Here is a 16,813-nt window from a genome sequence, read left to right as displayed (position 1 = left end):
ATAGTTAATGCTCCTTCATTGTGCTTTTGTCATGGTGTGCCATCTGTTGTTGCAATGCCTGCTCCAGTTCAAGCATGGCGCGCTCCACGGACTTGCTGCAATTGGCCACTTCATCGGGGTGGAACCTGTTGTTGCAGGCCTGTTCGAGCGCTTCGCAGCTGTCGATCAGTCGGCAGGCCTGGACGATTCGGGCCGCGCCCTTGATTTTGTGGGCAATGTCGAGGAGTGACTGTCGGCCCTTTGACTCGGATAACGCCAGCAACGCTTTGCGGTCCAGACGGTTGCTGTTAAGCAGTTCGGTCAACAATCGCTGGTTCAGTGTCGGGTTGCCACCGGTCAACAGGTGCAGCCCCTCCAGACTGAAGGCCGGCTCGCGAACTGTCGGCGTGATGCCTTCGACCCATTGGCTCAAGGCCGTCAGGCTGAGGGGTTTGAACAGGCAATCGTCCATCCCGGCCAGTTTGCAGCGTTGTCTTTCCTCTGGCTGCGCGTTGGCGGTGAAACCCAGAACGGTACAGGGAGAGCGCTGCAGGTGCTGTTCATGTTGGCGAATGGCACGGGCCAGCTCATATCCATTCATGATTGGCATGTTGCAATCGGCAATCACCAGGTCGAATGGCTGATTCTTCCATGCCTCGAACCCCTCCTCGCCATCCGCAGCGACGTTGAACCGATGCCCCAGAAACTCCAGTTGCTGGCACATGAGTAAGCGATTGGCCGGGTGATCATCGACCACCAGCACGTTCAAGGGGACCGCGCTCGGGTGGATTCGCGGCTCGGCAGGTTCCGGCATCCGTTCCGTTGGCAGGGTGGCCAGGCTCAGCGAAACCCGAACCTGTGTGCCGATTCCCGGCTGACTGTTCAACTGCAGGCTGCCGCCCATCATTTCACACAGATTGCGGCTGATCACCAGGCCAAGCCCCGCGCCGCCTCGGGCTGACTGGCTGGAGTTATCGGCCTGGACGAAGGGCTCGAACAACCGCTGTTGATCGTGCTCGCTGATCCCTGCGCCACTGTCTTCAACCAGCAATTGCAGGTCGACTCGCTCAGGCTCGTCGGTCGGCTGCAGCTCTACGCTGATCCTGACTTGGCCCTGTTGCGTAAACTTGATGGCATTGCTGATCAGATTGGACAGCACCTGCTTGAAGCGCATCGGGTCCAACAGGACATCAGTCGCCGGTTTGGCAGGGCTGAATTCCAGTTGCAGCCCGAGATTTTTCTGCCGGGCCAGCCCGTCGAAAATCCGCACCACCGAGGCGACGGTTTCAGCCAGATTGACGCGCTCCGGGCTCAGGCTCAGACGCCCGGATTCGATGCGCGCAATATCGAGAATGTCGCCGATCAGTTCCAGCAGGTCTTTCGCCGAGTGGTACGCGACGTCGATGGCTGGTCGATCCGGATGACGGTGATCGATACGCTTGAGTGTCAGTTCGAGCATGCCGATGATTGCATTCATGGGCGTGCGGATTTCATGGCTCATGGTCGCCAGAAAGGTGCTTTTAGCTCGGTTGGCTTCATCGGCGCGCTCTTTCGCTGCCCGCAACTCATCAAACAGTTGCCGCCGTTCACTGATGTCAATCCAGCCGCCAATGATGCCTTGCACATCACCGCTCGAGTCTCGATAGGGAAGAATCCAGTGATAGATCGTCAGTTTGCGGTCGTCGATGTGCAACGGACGGTCGAAAATCAGCGGCGTACCCTCGGCCATGACGCGCTGGTAATCCGCCTGATATTCCCGTGCTTCGAAGGCGTTGCTGAAGCAGCCCTGCGTGACGCCTTTACCGATGATGTCTTCGCGTTTCGCGCAGAAGGTTTCCAGGTAACTGTCGTTGCAGCTTTGCAGCAGTCCCTGGCGATCACGCACGTAAATGGGATGAGGTGTGCCATTGACCAGTGATCGCATGAATTCCAGTTGATCGTTCAATGCGCGTTCGGCCGCCTGACGCTGCTTTATCTGACGTCTCATATAGGCGTTCCAGGCAACGGATATCAGCAGTAAAACACCAGCGCCTGTAACGATCTGATAGAACACTCGGTGATAGTTGCGCCAAGTATTCTGCAAGGGCGCCGAATAACCACGCCAGCGGTTGTTAATGATGCCCAACTCCTCCGGTGTGATGCTCAACAGTGCCTTGTCGAGGATGGCATTCAGTTCTTTGGCGTCGCGTCCGGTCACCAGGGAAAACGCTGCCTGTCGGGTGCCAATGGTGGTGGTGATCTGAAGCGTCTGTTCGAAGATCTGCGATGAGATGAAGTAGTTCGCGATCACCAGTGAGTTCACGGCACCTTCCGCCTGACCCTCGGCGAGCAACTCCACGGCACTGAATGTATCCGGGGTTTCAACCAGGTTGATCCGTGGAAATTCGCTGCGCAGGTAATCCACCAGTGGATTGCCTTGGGCGATGGCCAGGCGTTTGCCCTGCAATTGCGTGAGATTTGTCGGGCTGTCGGCCGCTTTGCGCGTCAGCAGCACAAAGGAGTTTTCCAGATAGGGGCGGCTGAAGTTCAACGTCGTTTCACGTTGGGCGCTGGGAAGCAGGGCGGCGATCAGGTCGACCTGATGGTTAGCAATCTGCTCGATCATCTCGTCATCGCTTCGGCTGCGCTGGATTTCGAAATACAAACCGGTGCGCAATCTGATCAACTCAAGCAGATCAGCCGTGACGCCTCGAAAGTTGCCGTCGCTGTCGAAAAACGTCAGCGGCGCAAACGCTTCATTGACCACGACGCGCACGACCGGATGTTGTGCCAGCCAGCGTTCTTCGCGGTGGCTGAGTTGCAGTTTGTGATCGGTGAGAAGAATGTCGCTGCCGGCACTCCAGCGTTTGGCGATGTTTTCTCGCTCGCTGGTGGGGATGGTCTTGAGTACCACGTTGATGATTGCGAGCAGGTTCGGGTTGTCCTTCTGCACGGCAAAGCTGAAACCATGGGCTTCGTGTTTACCGAAGTTGGCCATGCGGATGTTGTTCAGATACCCCTTGTTGATCATGTAGTGGGTTGAAATGGTGTCGCCGAGAAAAACGTCAGCCTGGTCGAAGGCAACCGCATTGATTGCATTCTGGTAGGACGGATAGGAGGTGATGATTGCCTTCGGATACAGCGCCCTGACCTCATCCAGAGGCAAATAGTGATACACCATGCTAAGCCGCATGCCGGCAAGTCCATCTGTCAGCGATCTGGTTTCTCCTTCTCGTGTCACCAGTACGGGTTGATCCACCGCATAAGGCGTGGACAGGGCAATGTCGGCATTGTCGGCTTCGAACCCATTGGCAGTGCCGAGCATGTCGACCTGGCCTTTTTCCAGCGCCTCGATTGCGGCCCCGCGGGATGCGAAACGCTGCACCTTGATCGGCAACCCTATGGCCTTGCCGAGGATCCCTGCGTAATCGGCGGTCAAACCTTCATAGTCGTGGCCGCTGAGGGTCAGGTCGAAAGGAGGATAATCCGGGGCCGATGTACCCAGGATCAATTCACGTTTGTCTTTGACCCATTGTCGTTGTGAGGTATCCAGTTGGACTTCCAGGTGTCCGGCCGTCGAGCGACTGAGGAGGGAGTAGTGTTCGCCGGCTGTCTTGGCCGCGAGCAATGAGGTGCTCAGGCATAAACCCGCGGCCATGAGTATTAGATGATCCTTCAAACGGCTGGGCATCCTGTTTCTCACACTAACGCGTTACGTTTTGCCATATCGATGAGTTCAACCAGGGATTTGGCTTTGAGTTTCTGCATGAGTCGTTTTTTATAAGTGCTGACCGTTTTGTTGCTGAGAAACATGCCCTTGGCAATTTCTTTATTGGTGCGACCTTGGGCGAAAAGTTGTAATACCATCAACTCTCGATCGTTGACGGATTTAAATAATTCAAGGTCGGACCAGCGCGCGTCGTCACGACGAACAGGGTTCAAGGCTTGACTGGGAAAGTAGTTGTAACCTGATAAGACCGCTTTGATCGCACTCATCAGTTCACTGAGGTCTTCCTGCTTGCATACATAACCCGATGCGCCGGACTGCATGCAGCGAATACCGAACAGTGTCGGACACTGTGCAGTTAATACCAGTGTTTTTAGGGGTGTGCTCATGGCGTTGAAACGGGAGAGAACTTCCAGCCCATCCAGTTTGGGAATGCTGATGTCGAGGATGATCAGGTCAGGCATGCATTCGCGAACCATCTGCATTGCATCGACCCCATTGTCACTTTCGCCGACGACTTTGTAACCTTCATGTTCCAGCAGCATTCGAACGGCAAGGCGGATAACAGGGTGATCGTCGACAATAAAAACGGAGTTCATAATCAAATCCCATACGTGCACAAATAAAGCGCGCACCTTAGCTCAGATAGTTGAGGCACCGCATGAACTGAGGGGGGTGTAGCGGCAATACAGGAAAAGTCCTACAGCCGAAGAAGAATAGGACTACGTGTCAACTAGGTTTTGCATGAGGAAGGGCAAAGGTTTGGAGGGGTAGTCAAGAGATTGAAAATATTGAGTTAGAGGTATGGGTCTTTATTTTTGTCATGGATCTAGTGTGTTTGGGTTTTTGCGTTTTTATGGTGAGGCCAAGGTCAATAAGTTTCTGAAGTCTGATTGTTTCAATGGTTTGATCAAGTAACCAAGCAAGGGCAGTCCATGTTCGTAGGCCATTACTTTAAGCTCGTCCAGTTCGACGGATGTCAGGCCGCTCAAAAGTATTGCCTGTCTGATCATCCCCCGGTGACTGGCGTATTCGATCAAGTCGAGGCCTGGAAGGTCGGGCAGGCATTGGTCGCACAGAAGAATATCGAACGGTTGCGCAGCCTTGAGCATTTGCTGCAAGGCGGCTTCGGCACTGTCAGTGGCAGTCAATTGGGTGAAGCCATAACTCTCGAGCAGGTATTGAGTCGCTCGTAGCTGAAAGGGATGATCTTCCACCAGCAAGATGCGCCAATCATGTTTGAACATAGGTGTTTTCATGCGTCATCTGTCGAGCAGGGGGAGTGCAATTATTTCGCGAGACAGCCGAACAATCGATCAGTCCGCTCTGCACAGGGTGTAGGGCGATTCTGTTGACGTTGAAATACAGATGAATGTCGAGACATTCGATCAGCCGTTCAAAGGTCTCTGACACGGCTGACCGATAGGCTTCTATCCGTGGCTTGAACGACCGGTCATTTCCAGCGCCATTTCACTGGCATAGCTGTCGGTCATGCCGGCGATGAAATCAATCATGCGCAAGAAGGAGGTGTGTAAAGGGCCATTAGGATCGGGCGCATTGTTGCCTAACAGGTCGAGTATGCGGCGGTGCTTGAAGGATGGCGTGCGACCGTTGTGTTGCTCCAGTGCCGCGCCGCAAAAGGCGTTGAGCAGGATTTCCAGGGTGGTATAGGCGCCTATTTCGTGGAGTGTCTTGCGCTTGTCCTGGAAGATTTTTTTGCGCGCCATGTCCTTGGCATTCAAGACGCAGCGTTTGGCGGGGCCATGCATATGTTCCACCAGGTCGCCAGGCAGCGTGCCGGCCAGCAGCGCGTCCTGTTGCTCGACGAAGGCTCGGGCTGCCGCGTTGGTCAGGTGTTCGATGGCTTTGCCCCGCAGGATCGCCAGTTTGCGCCGACGCGAATCCTGGGGACCGAGCTGGCGATAGGTTTCCGGGAGATCGTCGCCCACCAGGTCCAGCAGCAGGGACTCGACTTCGGCGTACTCCAACAACTCCATTTCCAGGCCATCTTCCAGATCGATCAGCGCGTAACAGATGTCGTCGGCAGCCTCCATCAGGTACACCAGCGGATGACGCGCCCAGCGCTGTTCTTCCAGCTGGGGCAGGCCGAGTTTATGAGCGATCTGTTCCAGCAACGGCAGTTCGCTCTGATAGCAGCCGAACTTGTGCTTCTTGTAGCCCAGTGAGTCGGCGTGCCGAGCAGTCCACGGGTATTTCAGGTAGGTGCCCAGTGTGGCGTAGGTCAGCCGGGTTCCCCCTTCGAACTGGTGGTATTCAAGCTGGGTAAGCACCCGGAAACCTTGGGCATTGCCTTCGAAATTGAGGAAGTCATTGCGTTCGGCTTCGCTCATGGCATCCAGCCAGCCACGGCCTGCGGCCTGCTGGAACCAGTGGCGGATCGCGTCTTCACCAGAATGACCGAAGGGCGGATTACCAATGTCATGGGCCAGGCAAGCCGATTGCACCACCATGCCCAGGTCGCTCGGCTCGCACCAGTCGGGCAGGGCGCTGCGGATGGTTTCACCGACGCGCATGCCCAGCGAACGGCCGACGCAGCTGACTTCCAGCGAGTGGGTCAGGCGCGTGTGGATGTGATCGTTGCTGGAGACCGGATGGACTTGGGTCTTGCGCCCGAGACGGCGAAACGCGCCCGAAAAAATGATGCGGTCGTGGTCTTTATGGAAAGGGCTGCGGCCGAGTTCTTCCGGGCTATGCACAGGCTTTCCGAGGCGTTCGCGGGTAAGCAGGGTTTGCCAATCCAAGGCTGGTTTCTCCGTCAGGTGACTGATGCCCTAGCTTCCCGGTTCGCGCCGGTCCCTGCAAGAAGAACTACAGCCCTGCGGCATCGATATCTATGAGTAGCAATCGCTCGCCATTGTCGAAAAATTGCCCGGCGGTGAGGCAGTACTGATTGCTGGTGGCATCGCGGTAGGTGTTGGAAAGCGTCAGTCGGCGCTCATCCCAACCCTCGGTCAGCAAGTGATAAAAGTAGGGGCGCCATGACCAGTTATGGCCCAGGTAGCGGTTATCGGCTTCCCAGCCGTTGTTGCGCCATTCCAGGTTGGGGGTCAGCTGCGTGCCGTGGCGGTCGCATTGATAAAAGCGCAACAACCAGGGAAACGCTTCCAGTTGCGGCAAGGTGCTGAGGGGCGCGCTGGCTTGAGCCCAGGCTTGCAGGATGGTCATCAGTTCGCTGAGTTGCTGGCGCATGATCATCAGGCGAGCGCGCTCAGCCAGTTTTTGCTGAACATAGCGCTGACGCAATTGCGCGAAGCGCTCGACAAAGGCATCTGTGGCGAAGAAATCAGCTTGCGCACGGGCGAACAGAAAGCCCTGTACGTAGCGTGAACCACACTCCAGGGCAAAATTCAGTTGAGCTTCGGTTTCCACGCCCTCGGCGATAATCCAGCAACCGGTTTTCTCCGCCATTTGCGCCAGTGCCTTCACCACATCGCTGCTGGGGCCACCCAACGCGGCGGCCTGGAACAATCGCATGTCGAGCTTGAGAATGTCCGGTTGCAGGGCCAGCACGCGATCGAGCTGAGAGTAACCGGCACCGAAATCATCGATGGCGATCCGTGCCCCGGCTTGTCGATAGCGGGCCACGACTTCGGCCAGACGCTGGCTGTCGCCGCCCAGTTCGGTGATTTCGAAGACGATTCGCTGGGCGTCGACGCCATACCTGCTCAGCTGCTTGAGGCTTGGCAGTGCCTGGTCCCGGCGCAGGCGACTGATCCAGCGGGGCGATATGTTCAGGCTGAGAAACCAGTCCGGGGGCGCTTCGTGTAGACGGCTCAGGGCATCATCGCGAATCTGGCGATCGAGACGACGCAAAGCGATGGCGGGGGTTCGGGGGTCGGCGAACAGCGGTCCTACCGAGGTCAGTTGGCCGTCGGCCTGACGCAGTCGACCCAGCGCTTCGACGCCAGCGATGCGGCCCGTGGCGGTATCGATGAACGGCTGAAAGCAGGCGAGCGGTTGCCCGTCGATCACGAGACCTCCTTAGTGAGGTTTTGTTCTGGGTAAACCTGGGCGCCAGACAGGCACGCAGGACTAACCTCTCGATAAAGAGGTTAATCCTGGTGGTGTTGCAAGAATGCAGCCAAACAAGACTGATTAGTGTTTGCGCGAAGAGTTCTGCATGATCAGCTTGATCAGTGGCCCCAGCGTGACGCCCAGGCGAGCCAGCCGAGTCAGGCTGCCGATACCGCCACCCTTGGCACCTTTGCCGGTCAGAAAGCCCAACCCGATCACGGCCGCGATGCCCCAGAGCGGGGCGTGTTTGATGCCGAGACCGTCTTGCAGGTTTTGCGTCATGCCACGCATCCGTTGCAGGGGGTGCAACAGGTGTTGGGATTCGTGGCGAATTTCCTGGCGATGCATTTCCATGCGCAGGCGGATCAGCGCCTTGCGCATTTCCGTGCGTGAGCTGTTGCGGGGAAGTTCAGACATGCTCATGGCAACAGACGCTCCCGATCATTGGCCAACTCTTCCAGGGTGCCATGGAAGGGCGAGGATTCATCGAAAATCGCTGCTCTCAAGCGCATCGCACAGAACAACGCGGCGAGGGTATAGAACACACAGAGCCCGATAATTGCTGCCAGGCGATAAGTGTCCCAAAACAGGATCAACACCAGCGTCGACAAGCCCACCAGCAACAACAAGGCAAAAACCAGCGTCAGGCCTGCAAACAGCAACAGGCTCACGGTGCGTGCTTTTTGTTCCTGCAATTCAATGCCGAACAGTTCGACATGACTGTGCAGCAGTCCAAGAAACGCGGCACCGAGGCGCCGCGGTGATGAGCCGGTGCCCGTCGCGGACGGGCCGGATTCGCCGATCGCCATATCAGCGCCGAGTGGCTAGCAGGCCAATCAGGAAACCCACGCCGGCCGCAATTCCGACCGATTGCCATGGGTTGGCCTGGACGTAATCTTCCGTGGCGGTGACAGCGGCCTTGCCGCGCTCGCGCACAGAGTCTTCGGTCAATCTCAGGGTTTCGCGCGCGCGCAGCAGACTGTCATGGATCTGCTGGCGCAACTCATCGGCTTGATCGCCAGCCAGGGATTTGGTGTGTTCCAGCAACCTTTCAGTGTCGGTGACCAGCGTCTGAAAATCTTCCATCAGAACTTCTTGAGCAGTCTTTGCTGTGGTGCGTGCCATTGGTGATCTCCGTAAGTGGCTTCTGAAGCGTTCGAGTATGAGCCTTGCGTGAAGGTTCAGTACAAATGACTGGTACAACTTTTGCTATGTCGTGGTGCGTCAGCCTGCGCCATTGCGCTGTTGCTGGGCATGATTTCAGGAAAACCTTAACTCAAATAATCAAAACTCGCGCGGAGGCTGCGGTCTTGTGCGCCAAACCGGTTCATCCAGATCAGCGCTGTGGTCTGGATGAGCTGCAACTTGGTGCGTCAGCCATCTGCGCGAACTGCTTTGGTGCTTTTTTTCAGCCTTCAGGTCTGCCAATCCATGGAAAATCTGCAAAGTGCTGTGGACAGTCTGGTCCATAGCTCCAACACGTTGTTCATCCTTATCGGTGCGGTCATGGTCCTGGCCATGCACGCCGGTTTTGCCTTTCTCGAGGTGGGTACGGTTCGACAAAAGAACCAGGTCAACGCCTTGTCGAAGATCCTCAGTGACTTCGCCATTTCGACCCTGGCCTACTTCTTTATAGGCTATTGGATTTCTTACGGGGTCACTTTCATGCAACCGGCGGCGGTGATTACTGCCGATCATGGCTATGGGCTGGTGAAATTTTTCTTTCTGCTGACCTTTGCTGCAGCAATACCGGCAATCATTTCCGGAGGCATCGCCGAGCGCGCCCGGTTCGTGCCGCAGTTGTGTGCGACGGCGCTGATCGTGGCGTTCATCTATCCCTTCTTCGAAGGCATGATCTGGAATGGCAACTTTGGCCTGCAAGCCTGGTTGCTGGAGCGTTTTGGCGCCAGCTTCCATGACTTCGCAGGCTCCGTGGTGGTTCACGCCATGGGCGGCTGGCTGGCACTTGCGGCGGTGTTGTTGCTCGGCCCAAGGCAAGGTCGTTATCGCGATGGGCGACTCGTGGCATTCGCACCGTCGAGCATTCCCTTTCTGGCGTTGGGTTCGTGGATTTTGATCGTCGGCTGGTTCGGTTTCAACGTGATGAGCGCTCAGACCCTGCAAGGGGTCAGCGGGCTGGTGGCGGTGAACTCGCTGATGGCCATGGTCGGCGGCACCGTGGCGGCGTTGATTGTCGGGCGCAATGACCCGGGCTTCCTGCATAACGGCCCATTGGCCGGGTTGGTGGCGATCTGCGCCGGATCGGATCTGATGCATCCGGTGGGCGCGTTGGTGACTGGGGCCATCGCCGGGGCACTGTTTGTCTGGTGTTTTACCGCAGCTCAAGGCAAATGGCATATCGATGATGTGCTGGGCGTCTGGCCTCTGCATGGACTGTGTGGTGTCTGGGGCGGGATCGCTTGCGGCATCTTTGGTCAAACCGCCTTGGGTGGTTTGGGGGGCGTGAGTTTGATCAGCCAGTTGATCGGCACTTCTTTGGGTGTGATCGTGGCGCTAGCCGGCGGTTTTGCGGTGTATGGCGTGATCAATGCGTTGTTTGGTTTGCGCCTGAGCCAGGAAGAGGAGTATTACGGCGCGGACTTGTCGGTGCATAAGATCGGCGCCGTGAGTCAGGATTGAATCACCGTTCCTCATCGTCGGCACCGGGGTAAAAACCGTGCAGCAGGCGATAGCGGTCACGCCGTACCTGGTCGACCCGGTCTCGCACCTGCTGGCCGGGTATGCCTAGCATGATCAGCGCGTGGGAGGCGAGCATCAGGCTGGACTCCAGCAACTCGGGTACGACTTCGCTGGCGCCAGCGGCCTTCAACTCGGCCAACTGACTGTCGTCCCGTGTGCGCACCAGGATCGACACGCTCGGGTTGAACCGGCGTGCCTCCTTGAGTATCAACAGTGCGATGTCCGTCTTGTCCACGGCGACCACCAACAGTCTGGCGCGTTCCAGCCCGATCGCGACCAGCAGCTCGCCGCGACGTGAGTCGCCGTAATGAACACAGCTTTCATTGACGGCTGCTTCCTGAACCCGCACCGGGTCGGTATCCAGCGCAATGTAAGGTTGATCTATATTACGCAGGACGCGCCCGATGGACTGGCCTACGCGACCGTAGCCACAGATCACTACGTGATTGTGCAAGCCTGCGGTGAGCGCGCTGATTTCTTCGAGTTCGGCTTCTTCGTTGGGCTTGTGGTGCAGGCGTGTGGCGAGGTGGGGAGCGGCGCGCAGCAGTAAAGGCGTCACCAGCATCGAGCAGAACGTGGCGGCCAGCAGCAGGCCACCGAAATCGGCGGGCATCAGTTTGTTCTGCTGCATCTGCGTCATCAGGGCAAAGCAGAACTCGCCCCCTTGAGCCAATGCCAGGCCGCTGCGCCAGGCGGTTTCGACATCGCTGCCGCGCCATTTGACCAGCAGCGCGACCACGGTGCCTTTGATCAGCAGCAACCCCAGCGTCAGGCCAAGAACCAGCAGGCCGTGGCTGGCAAACAACCGCAAGTCGATCAGCATGCCGATGCTGACGAAGAACACCCCGAGCAGAATGTCGCGGAACGGACGGATGTCCGCCTCGATCTGATGTCGGTAGTGGCTTTCGCCCAGCAGCATGCCGGCGAGAAAGGCGCCCAGGGCCGGGGAGAGGCCGAGTAGGTGAGTCAGCGAGGCTGTCAGCAAAACGATCACCAGCGCCAACAGCACGAACAGCTCCGCGGACCGGGATGCGGCGACTTCATGGAACAGCCGTGGCAGAAACCAGCGACTGACCAGCAGCAGACCGACGAACAGCACTATGGTCTTGCCCAGCGTCAATGGCAGCGCCCAATACCAGGCCTGGTCGCTGCTGCCGGCGAACACCGGCACCAGGGTCAGTAGCAACACCGCGACCACGTCCTGGAACAACAGCACGGCGATGGCATTCTGGCCGTGGCGGCTGAAGAGCTCACCGAGACTGCCCAACTCTTTGCTGACAATGGCGGTGGACGACAGCGCCAAACCGGTACCGAGTAACAGTGCAGGTATGGTCGGCATGCCGAACAGCATCAGCACCCCTCCCAGCACCATCCCGGAACCCAGCACCTGCAGGCTGCCCAGGCCAAATACCACCTGGCGCAGTGCGAGCATTTTCGACAGGGAAAACTCAAGCCCGAGGGAGAACAGCAAGAACACCACGCCCAACTCGGCAAGGTCGGGCAACTCTTCGCTTTCATTCACCCAGTTGAACGCGGTCGGCCCGATCATCAGCCCCACGCACAGGTAGCCCAGCACCGGTGGCAAGCGCAGACGCTGGAACAGTGCAATTACCACCAGAGAGGAGGTGAAGATGATCAACAGATTGGCGAACACAAAAAACTCCGGTGAGGGTTCTGACTACTCAAGCGTAGAGGCAAAAAAAACGCGAGCATCGCGCAAGTGGCAGTTGAGGCGAATGATGTGCGTCAGGAGTTTGCCGAAATCTCTTGAAATCAGCCATTGCTCAGACATATGGGGCATCGGCTCGACTGCTTTTGATAGCGGGCCTAGAATGAGCGCTTACTTCGATGGATCTTGTCGTCATGCCTCCTGAATGTCGCCTATTCGGCACCCTTGGTTGCCATCTTTGTGAAGTCGCCGAAGCACTTCTGATGCCCTTTGTCGAAAACGGGTTGTTGGTGGAGTTGGTCGACATCGCGGAAAACGAAGACTGGGTCGAAGACTATGGTTTGCGTATACCGGTGCTGCGGCGTCTTGATAACGGCGCTGAGCTCGATTGGCCCTTCGATGCGGATCAGGTCGTAGCGTTCCTGAGTCGTGACGCCAGCTGAAGACGTCCCACCCGTCGCGATCCTCGTTTCATCCATTGGCGAAAGGTTGGTTATTCGGTTACTGTATGTGTATACAGTTATTCCGATTGCCTGCCATGCTTTTCCCTGTTTCGGGTTTGGCAGCCGATCCCGGACGTCAGAGGGATGAACCTTGGTCAATGTCGAGCAATTGAAGAACAGCGTGAACCGGATGTCGGCGGACGTGGTGCGCGAGGCCGTCCTCGAATTGCGTCTGGATGGCCTGGTCACGGAGGGAAAAACGCCTTTCAACAAATTGCATTTCAATACCTGTTTCGCCGAAATCGAAGCCTTGTTCCAGCGTGCGGGCTATCACCGACAGCTGGATGTCGTGGGCTATCAGGGTTTGTTGTACGCGCTTTATGATCCGGGTCGCTGGGAAGCGGTCGATGTGCTGCGCTGGCTCAAGGAGTTCACCGAAGCGGCCGCTCGCACACAATCGATACCGGCCTGAGGATTCTCTTCTAGGTTCGTTCCGGCCACTGTTGGATAATGCCGCCCTGCATTGAGGGTTAGAGCTTTCCGTATGTCCATTTCATCTTTTTCTGCTGCACATAACCAGGCCAGCACGCTTTATTTGCCGCCGGGGCCGTGGCAGACCGTACTCGATTGCCTGTGCGAACACTTCAGCGCCATCGGTCGTGAACAGTGGCTGGACAGAATTGCTCGCGGTCGTGTCCTCGATGGACAAGGCCTGCCGATCGCCCTGGACCTGCCTTACAAGGAAGGTCTGCGGATTCATTATTTCCGCGAAGTACCGGACGAAAAACCGATCCCGGTGGTGGAGTCGATCCTCTATGCCGACGAGCATCTGGTGGTAGCAGACAAACCACACTTTCTGCCCGTGACTCCCGCGGGTGAATACGTTGAGCAGACATTGCTGCGACGGCTGATCCGTCGACTGGATAACCCGCATCTGGTGCCGTTGCATCGTATCGATCGGCATACGGCGGGGCTGGTGCTGTTTTCAGCCAACCCTCAGAGTCGGTCGGCGTATCAATCCTTGTTTCCTACACGCCAGATCGAAAAGCGCTATGAAGCAATCGCCCGGGCATTGCCGGAACACTCCTTCCCGCTGGTCCATAAAAGTCGACTTATCGATGGCGAACCGTTTTTTCGCATGCAGGAAGGTCCGGGCGTCAGCAATACCGAGACGGCTGTCGAGGTCAGGGAAAAAAACGGTGAACTCTGGCGTTATGCGCTGTACCCGGTAACGGGCAAGAAACATCAGTTGCGCGTTCACATGACAGCCCTGGGAGCCAGCATCTGCAATGATCCGTTCTATCCGCAGGTGCTCAAGGACGTAGAAGATGACTATGCCAACCCCTTGAAGCTGTTGGCCCAGGGGCTGCGATTTGTCGATCCGGTCACGGGGCAGGAAAGAGAATTCGAAAGCACTATCACCTTGCAGTGGTGATCACAGGGCTAACGACTCTGCTTTTCTTCAGCCACGAAAAAGCCCGCTTTTAAAGCGGGCTTTTCTGTATCTGGTTGTAGCCGTAAAGATTACAAATCTTTAACGGTACGGACCTGATCTTTATTGACGCGGGTGTGCTTGCCATCCAGTTGTTCGAATTCGTAAAAGCCCGATTCTTCATCGTACTTAGGCGCGTCGACGGCCTGGATTTCTCGACCGTCATTCAAGGTGATCACTGTAGGCGATGCGCAACCGGCGAGGGTCGCAAGGCCCAGTGCGAGCATGAAAGTGGCGAGGGTCCGTTGAGTCATGAGTGTGTCTCCGAATGGGAATTCTTTTGGTTGCTGAGCTTGAGACGTATACAACGCGCGCAAGTTCCTTCGCGTGTCAGTCTGACACAATGTGATGTGCGCTTAACAGTTCCGGCGTATTGAGATTGGCCAGGCGAGCGTCGTTGTCCGGGCATTGCAGGGCTGTGGCGCCCAGTTTGCGCATAAGGCGCCCCGGGCTGCGCTCACCTTCGTTCCAGGCGGTCTCAAAAGCCGCTGAAAGGGCGATGGGAATCATGCACAGCAAGGGCTCCCAGTGTTCGCCATGACGCAGCATCAACGGTTTGTCCGGATGCTGTCCGGCGGTTTCACGCATGCTCTGGAGCAGCGCGGCATCGATGCGTGGTACATCGCAGGGCAGTACCAGTAGGTGAGTGTGGCGGGCGGCCTTCAGGCCTGCGCGAATACCCGCCAACGGCCCCGGAAAGTCGCCTTCGTCGTCATGGACCAACTGATCGGCATAAGGCGCATATTTTTCCAGGTTTCTGTTGCAGGAGATGATCAGGTCATCACTGAGCGGGCGCGTCTTACGGTGCAGATGCGCGATCAGCGGCTCGCCGTGCCAATCCAGCAAACCCTTGTCCTGACCGCCCATACGTTGGCCGCGACCGCCGGCCAGGAGCAGAATGGAGCAAGGCGCCAGAGGTGTATTCGAGGTCATCGCACTTCTCCATGGGGGCGGCGAAAAAATGAGGCGCTGTGATATAACACCGGGCTGTTTCTCCTACAACTGGACGAGCCTATGAAAGCCAAGGCTGATGTACCTTTCGCACCGCTCAACATCGCGGTGCTGACTGTCAGCGATACCCGTACCCTGGAAACCGATACCTCAGGCCAGGTCTTCGTCGACCGTTTGAGCGCTGCCGGTCATAACCTGGCGGCCCGTGTACTGCTTAAAGATGACCTCTACAAAATTCGCGCGCAAGTCGCCAACTGGATTGCCGATGAGGTCGTGCAAGTGGTGCTGATCACCGGCGGTACCGGGTTCACCGGTCGCGACAGCACGCCCGAAGCCGTGAGTTGCCTGCTGGATAAACAGGTTGATGGTTTTGGTGAATTGTTCCGGCAGATATCGGTAGCGGATATCGGCACCTCGACGGTTCAGTCCAGGGCCTTGGCCGGTCTGGCCAATGGCACGCTGGTCTGCTGTTTGCCGGGCTCGACCAATGCGGTGCGCACCGGTTGGGACGGCATTCTCGCCGAGCAACTGGATTCGCGTCACCGTCCGTGCAATTTCGTGGCCCACCTGAAACAGGCGGCACCCTGTGAATCCCGTGGGTAAGCCAGGCAAGACTGGCAGTCTGATGGCTGTCGAGGTGGCACTGGCACGCTTACTGGAAATGGCTGACGCCTCGAAGATTCATGAGCACGAACGCTTGCCGTTGGCGCAGGTTCAGGGGCGTGTACTGGCCACTGACCTGGTCTCGACACTGGATTTGCCGCCTTGGCCCAACAGCGCCATGGACGGTTATGCCTTGCACCTGGCCGACTGGACGGGAGAGCCATTGGTGGTCAGTCAGAAGATTTTTGCAGGCCAGGCCCCGGAGCCCTTGAAGCCGGGTACCTGTGCGCGAATCTTCACCGGCGCGCCTGTGCCTGCAGGTGCCGACTGTGTCGAGATGCAGGAGAACGCCGAGGTTCAGGCGGATGAGCGGGTACGTTTCACCGAGACCATGACCCCAGGAAAGAACATCCGTCCACAAGGTCAGGAAGCCACCGTTGGTGAGCTGATCCTGCCCGTCGGAACGCGTTTGGGGCCTATCGAGCAGGGGTTGGCGGCATCGCTGGGATGCGCTGAGCTGGACGTGGTTCGCAAGGTTCGTGTTGCGGTCTTGTCTACCGGTGATGAGTTGATTGAGCCAGGCCAGGCCCTTGGGCCGGGGCAGATCTACAACAGCAATCGAGTACTGCTCTGCAGCTGGCTGCAGCGCTTGGGTTGTGAGGTGATCGATGCCGGCATTCTTCCCGATGATTTAGCGACTACTCGTGCCCGCCTTGGTGACTTGAAGGATGTCGACCTGATTCTCTCGACCGGTGGCGTATCGGTGGGAGAGGCCGACTTTCTGGGCATTGCCTTGCGGGAAGAGGGTGAATTGACTCTGTGGAAGCTTGCCATCAAACCAGGTAAGCCGCTGACGTTCGGGCATTTTCGCGGCGTGCCTGTGATTGGTTTACCCGGCAATCCGGCATCGACCCTGGTGACTTTTGCTCTGTTGGCAAGGCCCTACCTCTTGCGCCGCCAAGGCGTAAAAGAGGTTGAGCCCATGAAGTTTCAGGTGTCGGCAGGGTTTGTCTGGCCAAAGGCTGGCAACCGACGTGAATACTTGCGCGGACGTCTGGAGAATGGCCGGGCGATCCTCTACAGGAATCAGAGCTCTGGCGTGCTGCGCAGTGCTGCCTGGGCTGACGGTCTGGTTGAAGTGCTGGAGGACCGTACGCTGATCGAGGGTGATTGTGTGAGCTTCATCCCGTTGAGTGAAGTCTTGAGCTGATACAGGCTCTGGTTTTTGTCACGCA

At 57.4% G+C, this 16,813-nt stretch carries 17 protein-coding genes; 6 read left to right on the top strand and 11 right to left on the bottom strand.

Annotated elements, in window-relative coordinates; all coding sequences use genetic code 11:
- Positions 1–4: 4 nt before the first annotated feature.
- The 8 genes from BK662_RS08350 to BK662_RS08315 form a co-directional block, all read right to left on the bottom strand.
- Positions 5–3,649, bottom strand: coding sequence for a transporter substrate-binding domain-containing protein (locus tag BK662_RS08350; RefSeq protein WP_123357681.1), 3,645 nt, complete (start codon positions 3,647–3,649; stop codon positions 5–7).
- Between the two features lie 8 nt (positions 3,650–3,657).
- A complete protein-coding gene (locus BK662_RS08345) occupies positions 3,658–4,284 on the bottom strand; it encodes a response regulator transcription factor (protein WP_123357680.1) in 627 nt (208 codons plus the stop codon).
- 255 nt (positions 4,285–4,539) lie between these two features.
- Positions 4,540–4,944 (bottom strand): response regulator, encoded by a 405-nt coding sequence (locus BK662_RS08340; protein ID WP_123357679.1) that lies wholly within the window; start codon positions 4,942–4,944, stop codon positions 4,540–4,542.
- Between the two features lie 171 nt (positions 4,945–5,115).
- Positions 5,116–6,447 carry a deoxyguanosinetriphosphate triphosphohydrolase gene (locus BK662_RS08335; protein ID WP_123357678.1) on the bottom strand — a complete coding sequence of 444 codons (1,332 nt, stop codon included), beginning with the start codon at positions 6,445–6,447 and terminating at the stop codon, positions 5,116–5,118.
- A 67-nt stretch (positions 6,448–6,514) separates the two neighbouring features.
- A complete protein-coding gene (locus tag BK662_RS08330; protein ID WP_123357677.1) occupies positions 6,515–7,678 on the bottom strand; it encodes an EAL domain-containing protein in 1,164 nt (387 codons plus the stop codon).
- Positions 7,679–7,801: 123 nt separating this feature from the next.
- Positions 7,802–8,143: a hypothetical protein gene (locus BK662_RS08325; protein ID WP_123357676.1), complete on the bottom strand. Its 342-nt coding sequence runs from the start codon at positions 8,141–8,143 to the stop codon at positions 7,802–7,804.
- Complete coding sequence (locus BK662_RS08320; protein ID WP_007895049.1) at positions 8,140–8,529, bottom strand: phage holin family protein; 390 nt, start codon at positions 8,527–8,529, stop codon at positions 8,140–8,142. Before BK662_RS08320 ends, BK662_RS08325 begins: the two co-directional genes overlap by 4 nt.
- A 1-nt stretch (position 8,530) precedes the next feature.
- Entirely contained in the window at positions 8,531–8,845 is a 315-nt protein-coding gene (locus tag BK662_RS08315) for an ElaB/YgaM/YqjD family protein (protein ID WP_008009371.1), read from the bottom strand.
- A gap of 306 nt (positions 8,846–9,151) precedes the next feature.
- Between BK662_RS08315 and BK662_RS08310 the strand changes: the two genes are divergently transcribed.
- Positions 9,152–10,360: an ammonium transporter gene (locus tag BK662_RS08310; protein ID WP_123358122.1), complete on the top strand. Its 1,209-nt coding sequence runs from the start codon at positions 9,152–9,154 to the stop codon at positions 10,358–10,360.
- Between the two features lies 1 nt (position 10,361).
- On the opposite strand, the gene BK662_RS08305 is transcribed toward BK662_RS08310, so the two are convergent.
- Complete coding sequence (locus tag BK662_RS08305) at positions 10,362–12,074, bottom strand: cation:proton antiporter (RefSeq protein WP_123357675.1); 1,713 nt, start codon at positions 12,072–12,074, stop codon at positions 10,362–10,364.
- A 209-nt stretch (positions 12,075–12,283) separates the two neighbouring features.
- Between BK662_RS08305 and BK662_RS08300 the strand changes: the two genes are divergently transcribed.
- The 3 genes from BK662_RS08300 (at position 12,284) to BK662_RS08290 (ending at position 13,967) form a co-directional block, all read left to right on the top strand.
- Entirely contained in the window at positions 12,284–12,532 is a 249-nt protein-coding gene (locus tag BK662_RS08300; protein ID WP_095055481.1) for a glutaredoxin family protein, read from the top strand.
- 151 nt (positions 12,533–12,683) lie between these two features.
- On the top strand, positions 12,684–13,004 hold the full coding sequence (locus BK662_RS08295; protein ID WP_007895054.1) for a hypothetical protein: 321 nt from the start codon (positions 12,684–12,686) through the stop codon (positions 13,002–13,004).
- Between the two features lie 72 nt (positions 13,005–13,076).
- Positions 13,077–13,967, top strand: coding sequence for a pseudouridine synthase (locus BK662_RS08290; protein WP_123357674.1), 891 nt, complete (start codon positions 13,077–13,079; stop codon positions 13,965–13,967).
- Positions 13,968–14,056: 89 nt separating this feature from the next.
- On the opposite strand, the gene BK662_RS08285 is transcribed toward BK662_RS08290, so the two are convergent.
- Together BK662_RS08285 and mobA are read right to left on the bottom strand one after the other, a co-directional pair.
- On the bottom strand, positions 14,057–14,278 hold the full coding sequence (locus tag BK662_RS08285) for a YgdI/YgdR family lipoprotein (protein ID WP_007895056.1): 222 nt from the start codon (positions 14,276–14,278) through the stop codon (positions 14,057–14,059).
- Positions 14,279–14,354: 76 nt separating this feature from the next.
- Positions 14,355–14,957 carry a molybdenum cofactor guanylyltransferase MobA gene (gene mobA, locus BK662_RS08280; protein WP_123357673.1) on the bottom strand — a complete coding sequence of 201 codons (603 nt, stop codon included), beginning with the start codon at positions 14,955–14,957 and terminating at the stop codon, positions 14,355–14,357.
- Positions 14,958–15,038: 81 nt separating this feature from the next.
- Here mobA and moaB point away from each other — a divergent pair, with 81 nt between their 5' ends.
- Both moaB and BK662_RS08270 read left to right on the top strand, forming a co-directional pair.
- Positions 15,039–15,578, top strand: coding sequence for a molybdenum cofactor biosynthesis protein B (gene moaB / locus BK662_RS08275; RefSeq protein WP_007895059.1), 540 nt, complete (start codon positions 15,039–15,041; stop codon positions 15,576–15,578).
- Positions 15,562–16,788 (top strand): molybdopterin molybdotransferase MoeA, encoded by a 1,227-nt coding sequence (locus BK662_RS08270; RefSeq protein WP_123357672.1) that lies wholly within the window; start codon positions 15,562–15,564, stop codon positions 16,786–16,788. The genes moaB and BK662_RS08270 overlap by 17 nt, the downstream gene beginning before the upstream one ends.
- Positions 16,789–16,813: the final 25 nt, after the last annotated feature.

The organism is Pseudomonas frederiksbergensis (assembly GCF_003732275.1).
Classification (GTDB): Bacteria; Pseudomonadota; Gammaproteobacteria; order Pseudomonadales; family Pseudomonadaceae; genus Aquipseudomonas; species Aquipseudomonas frederiksbergensis_H.
The sequence above is the reverse complement of the archived record's forward strand: the minus strand, read 5'-3'. Positions and strand labels throughout refer to the sequence as shown.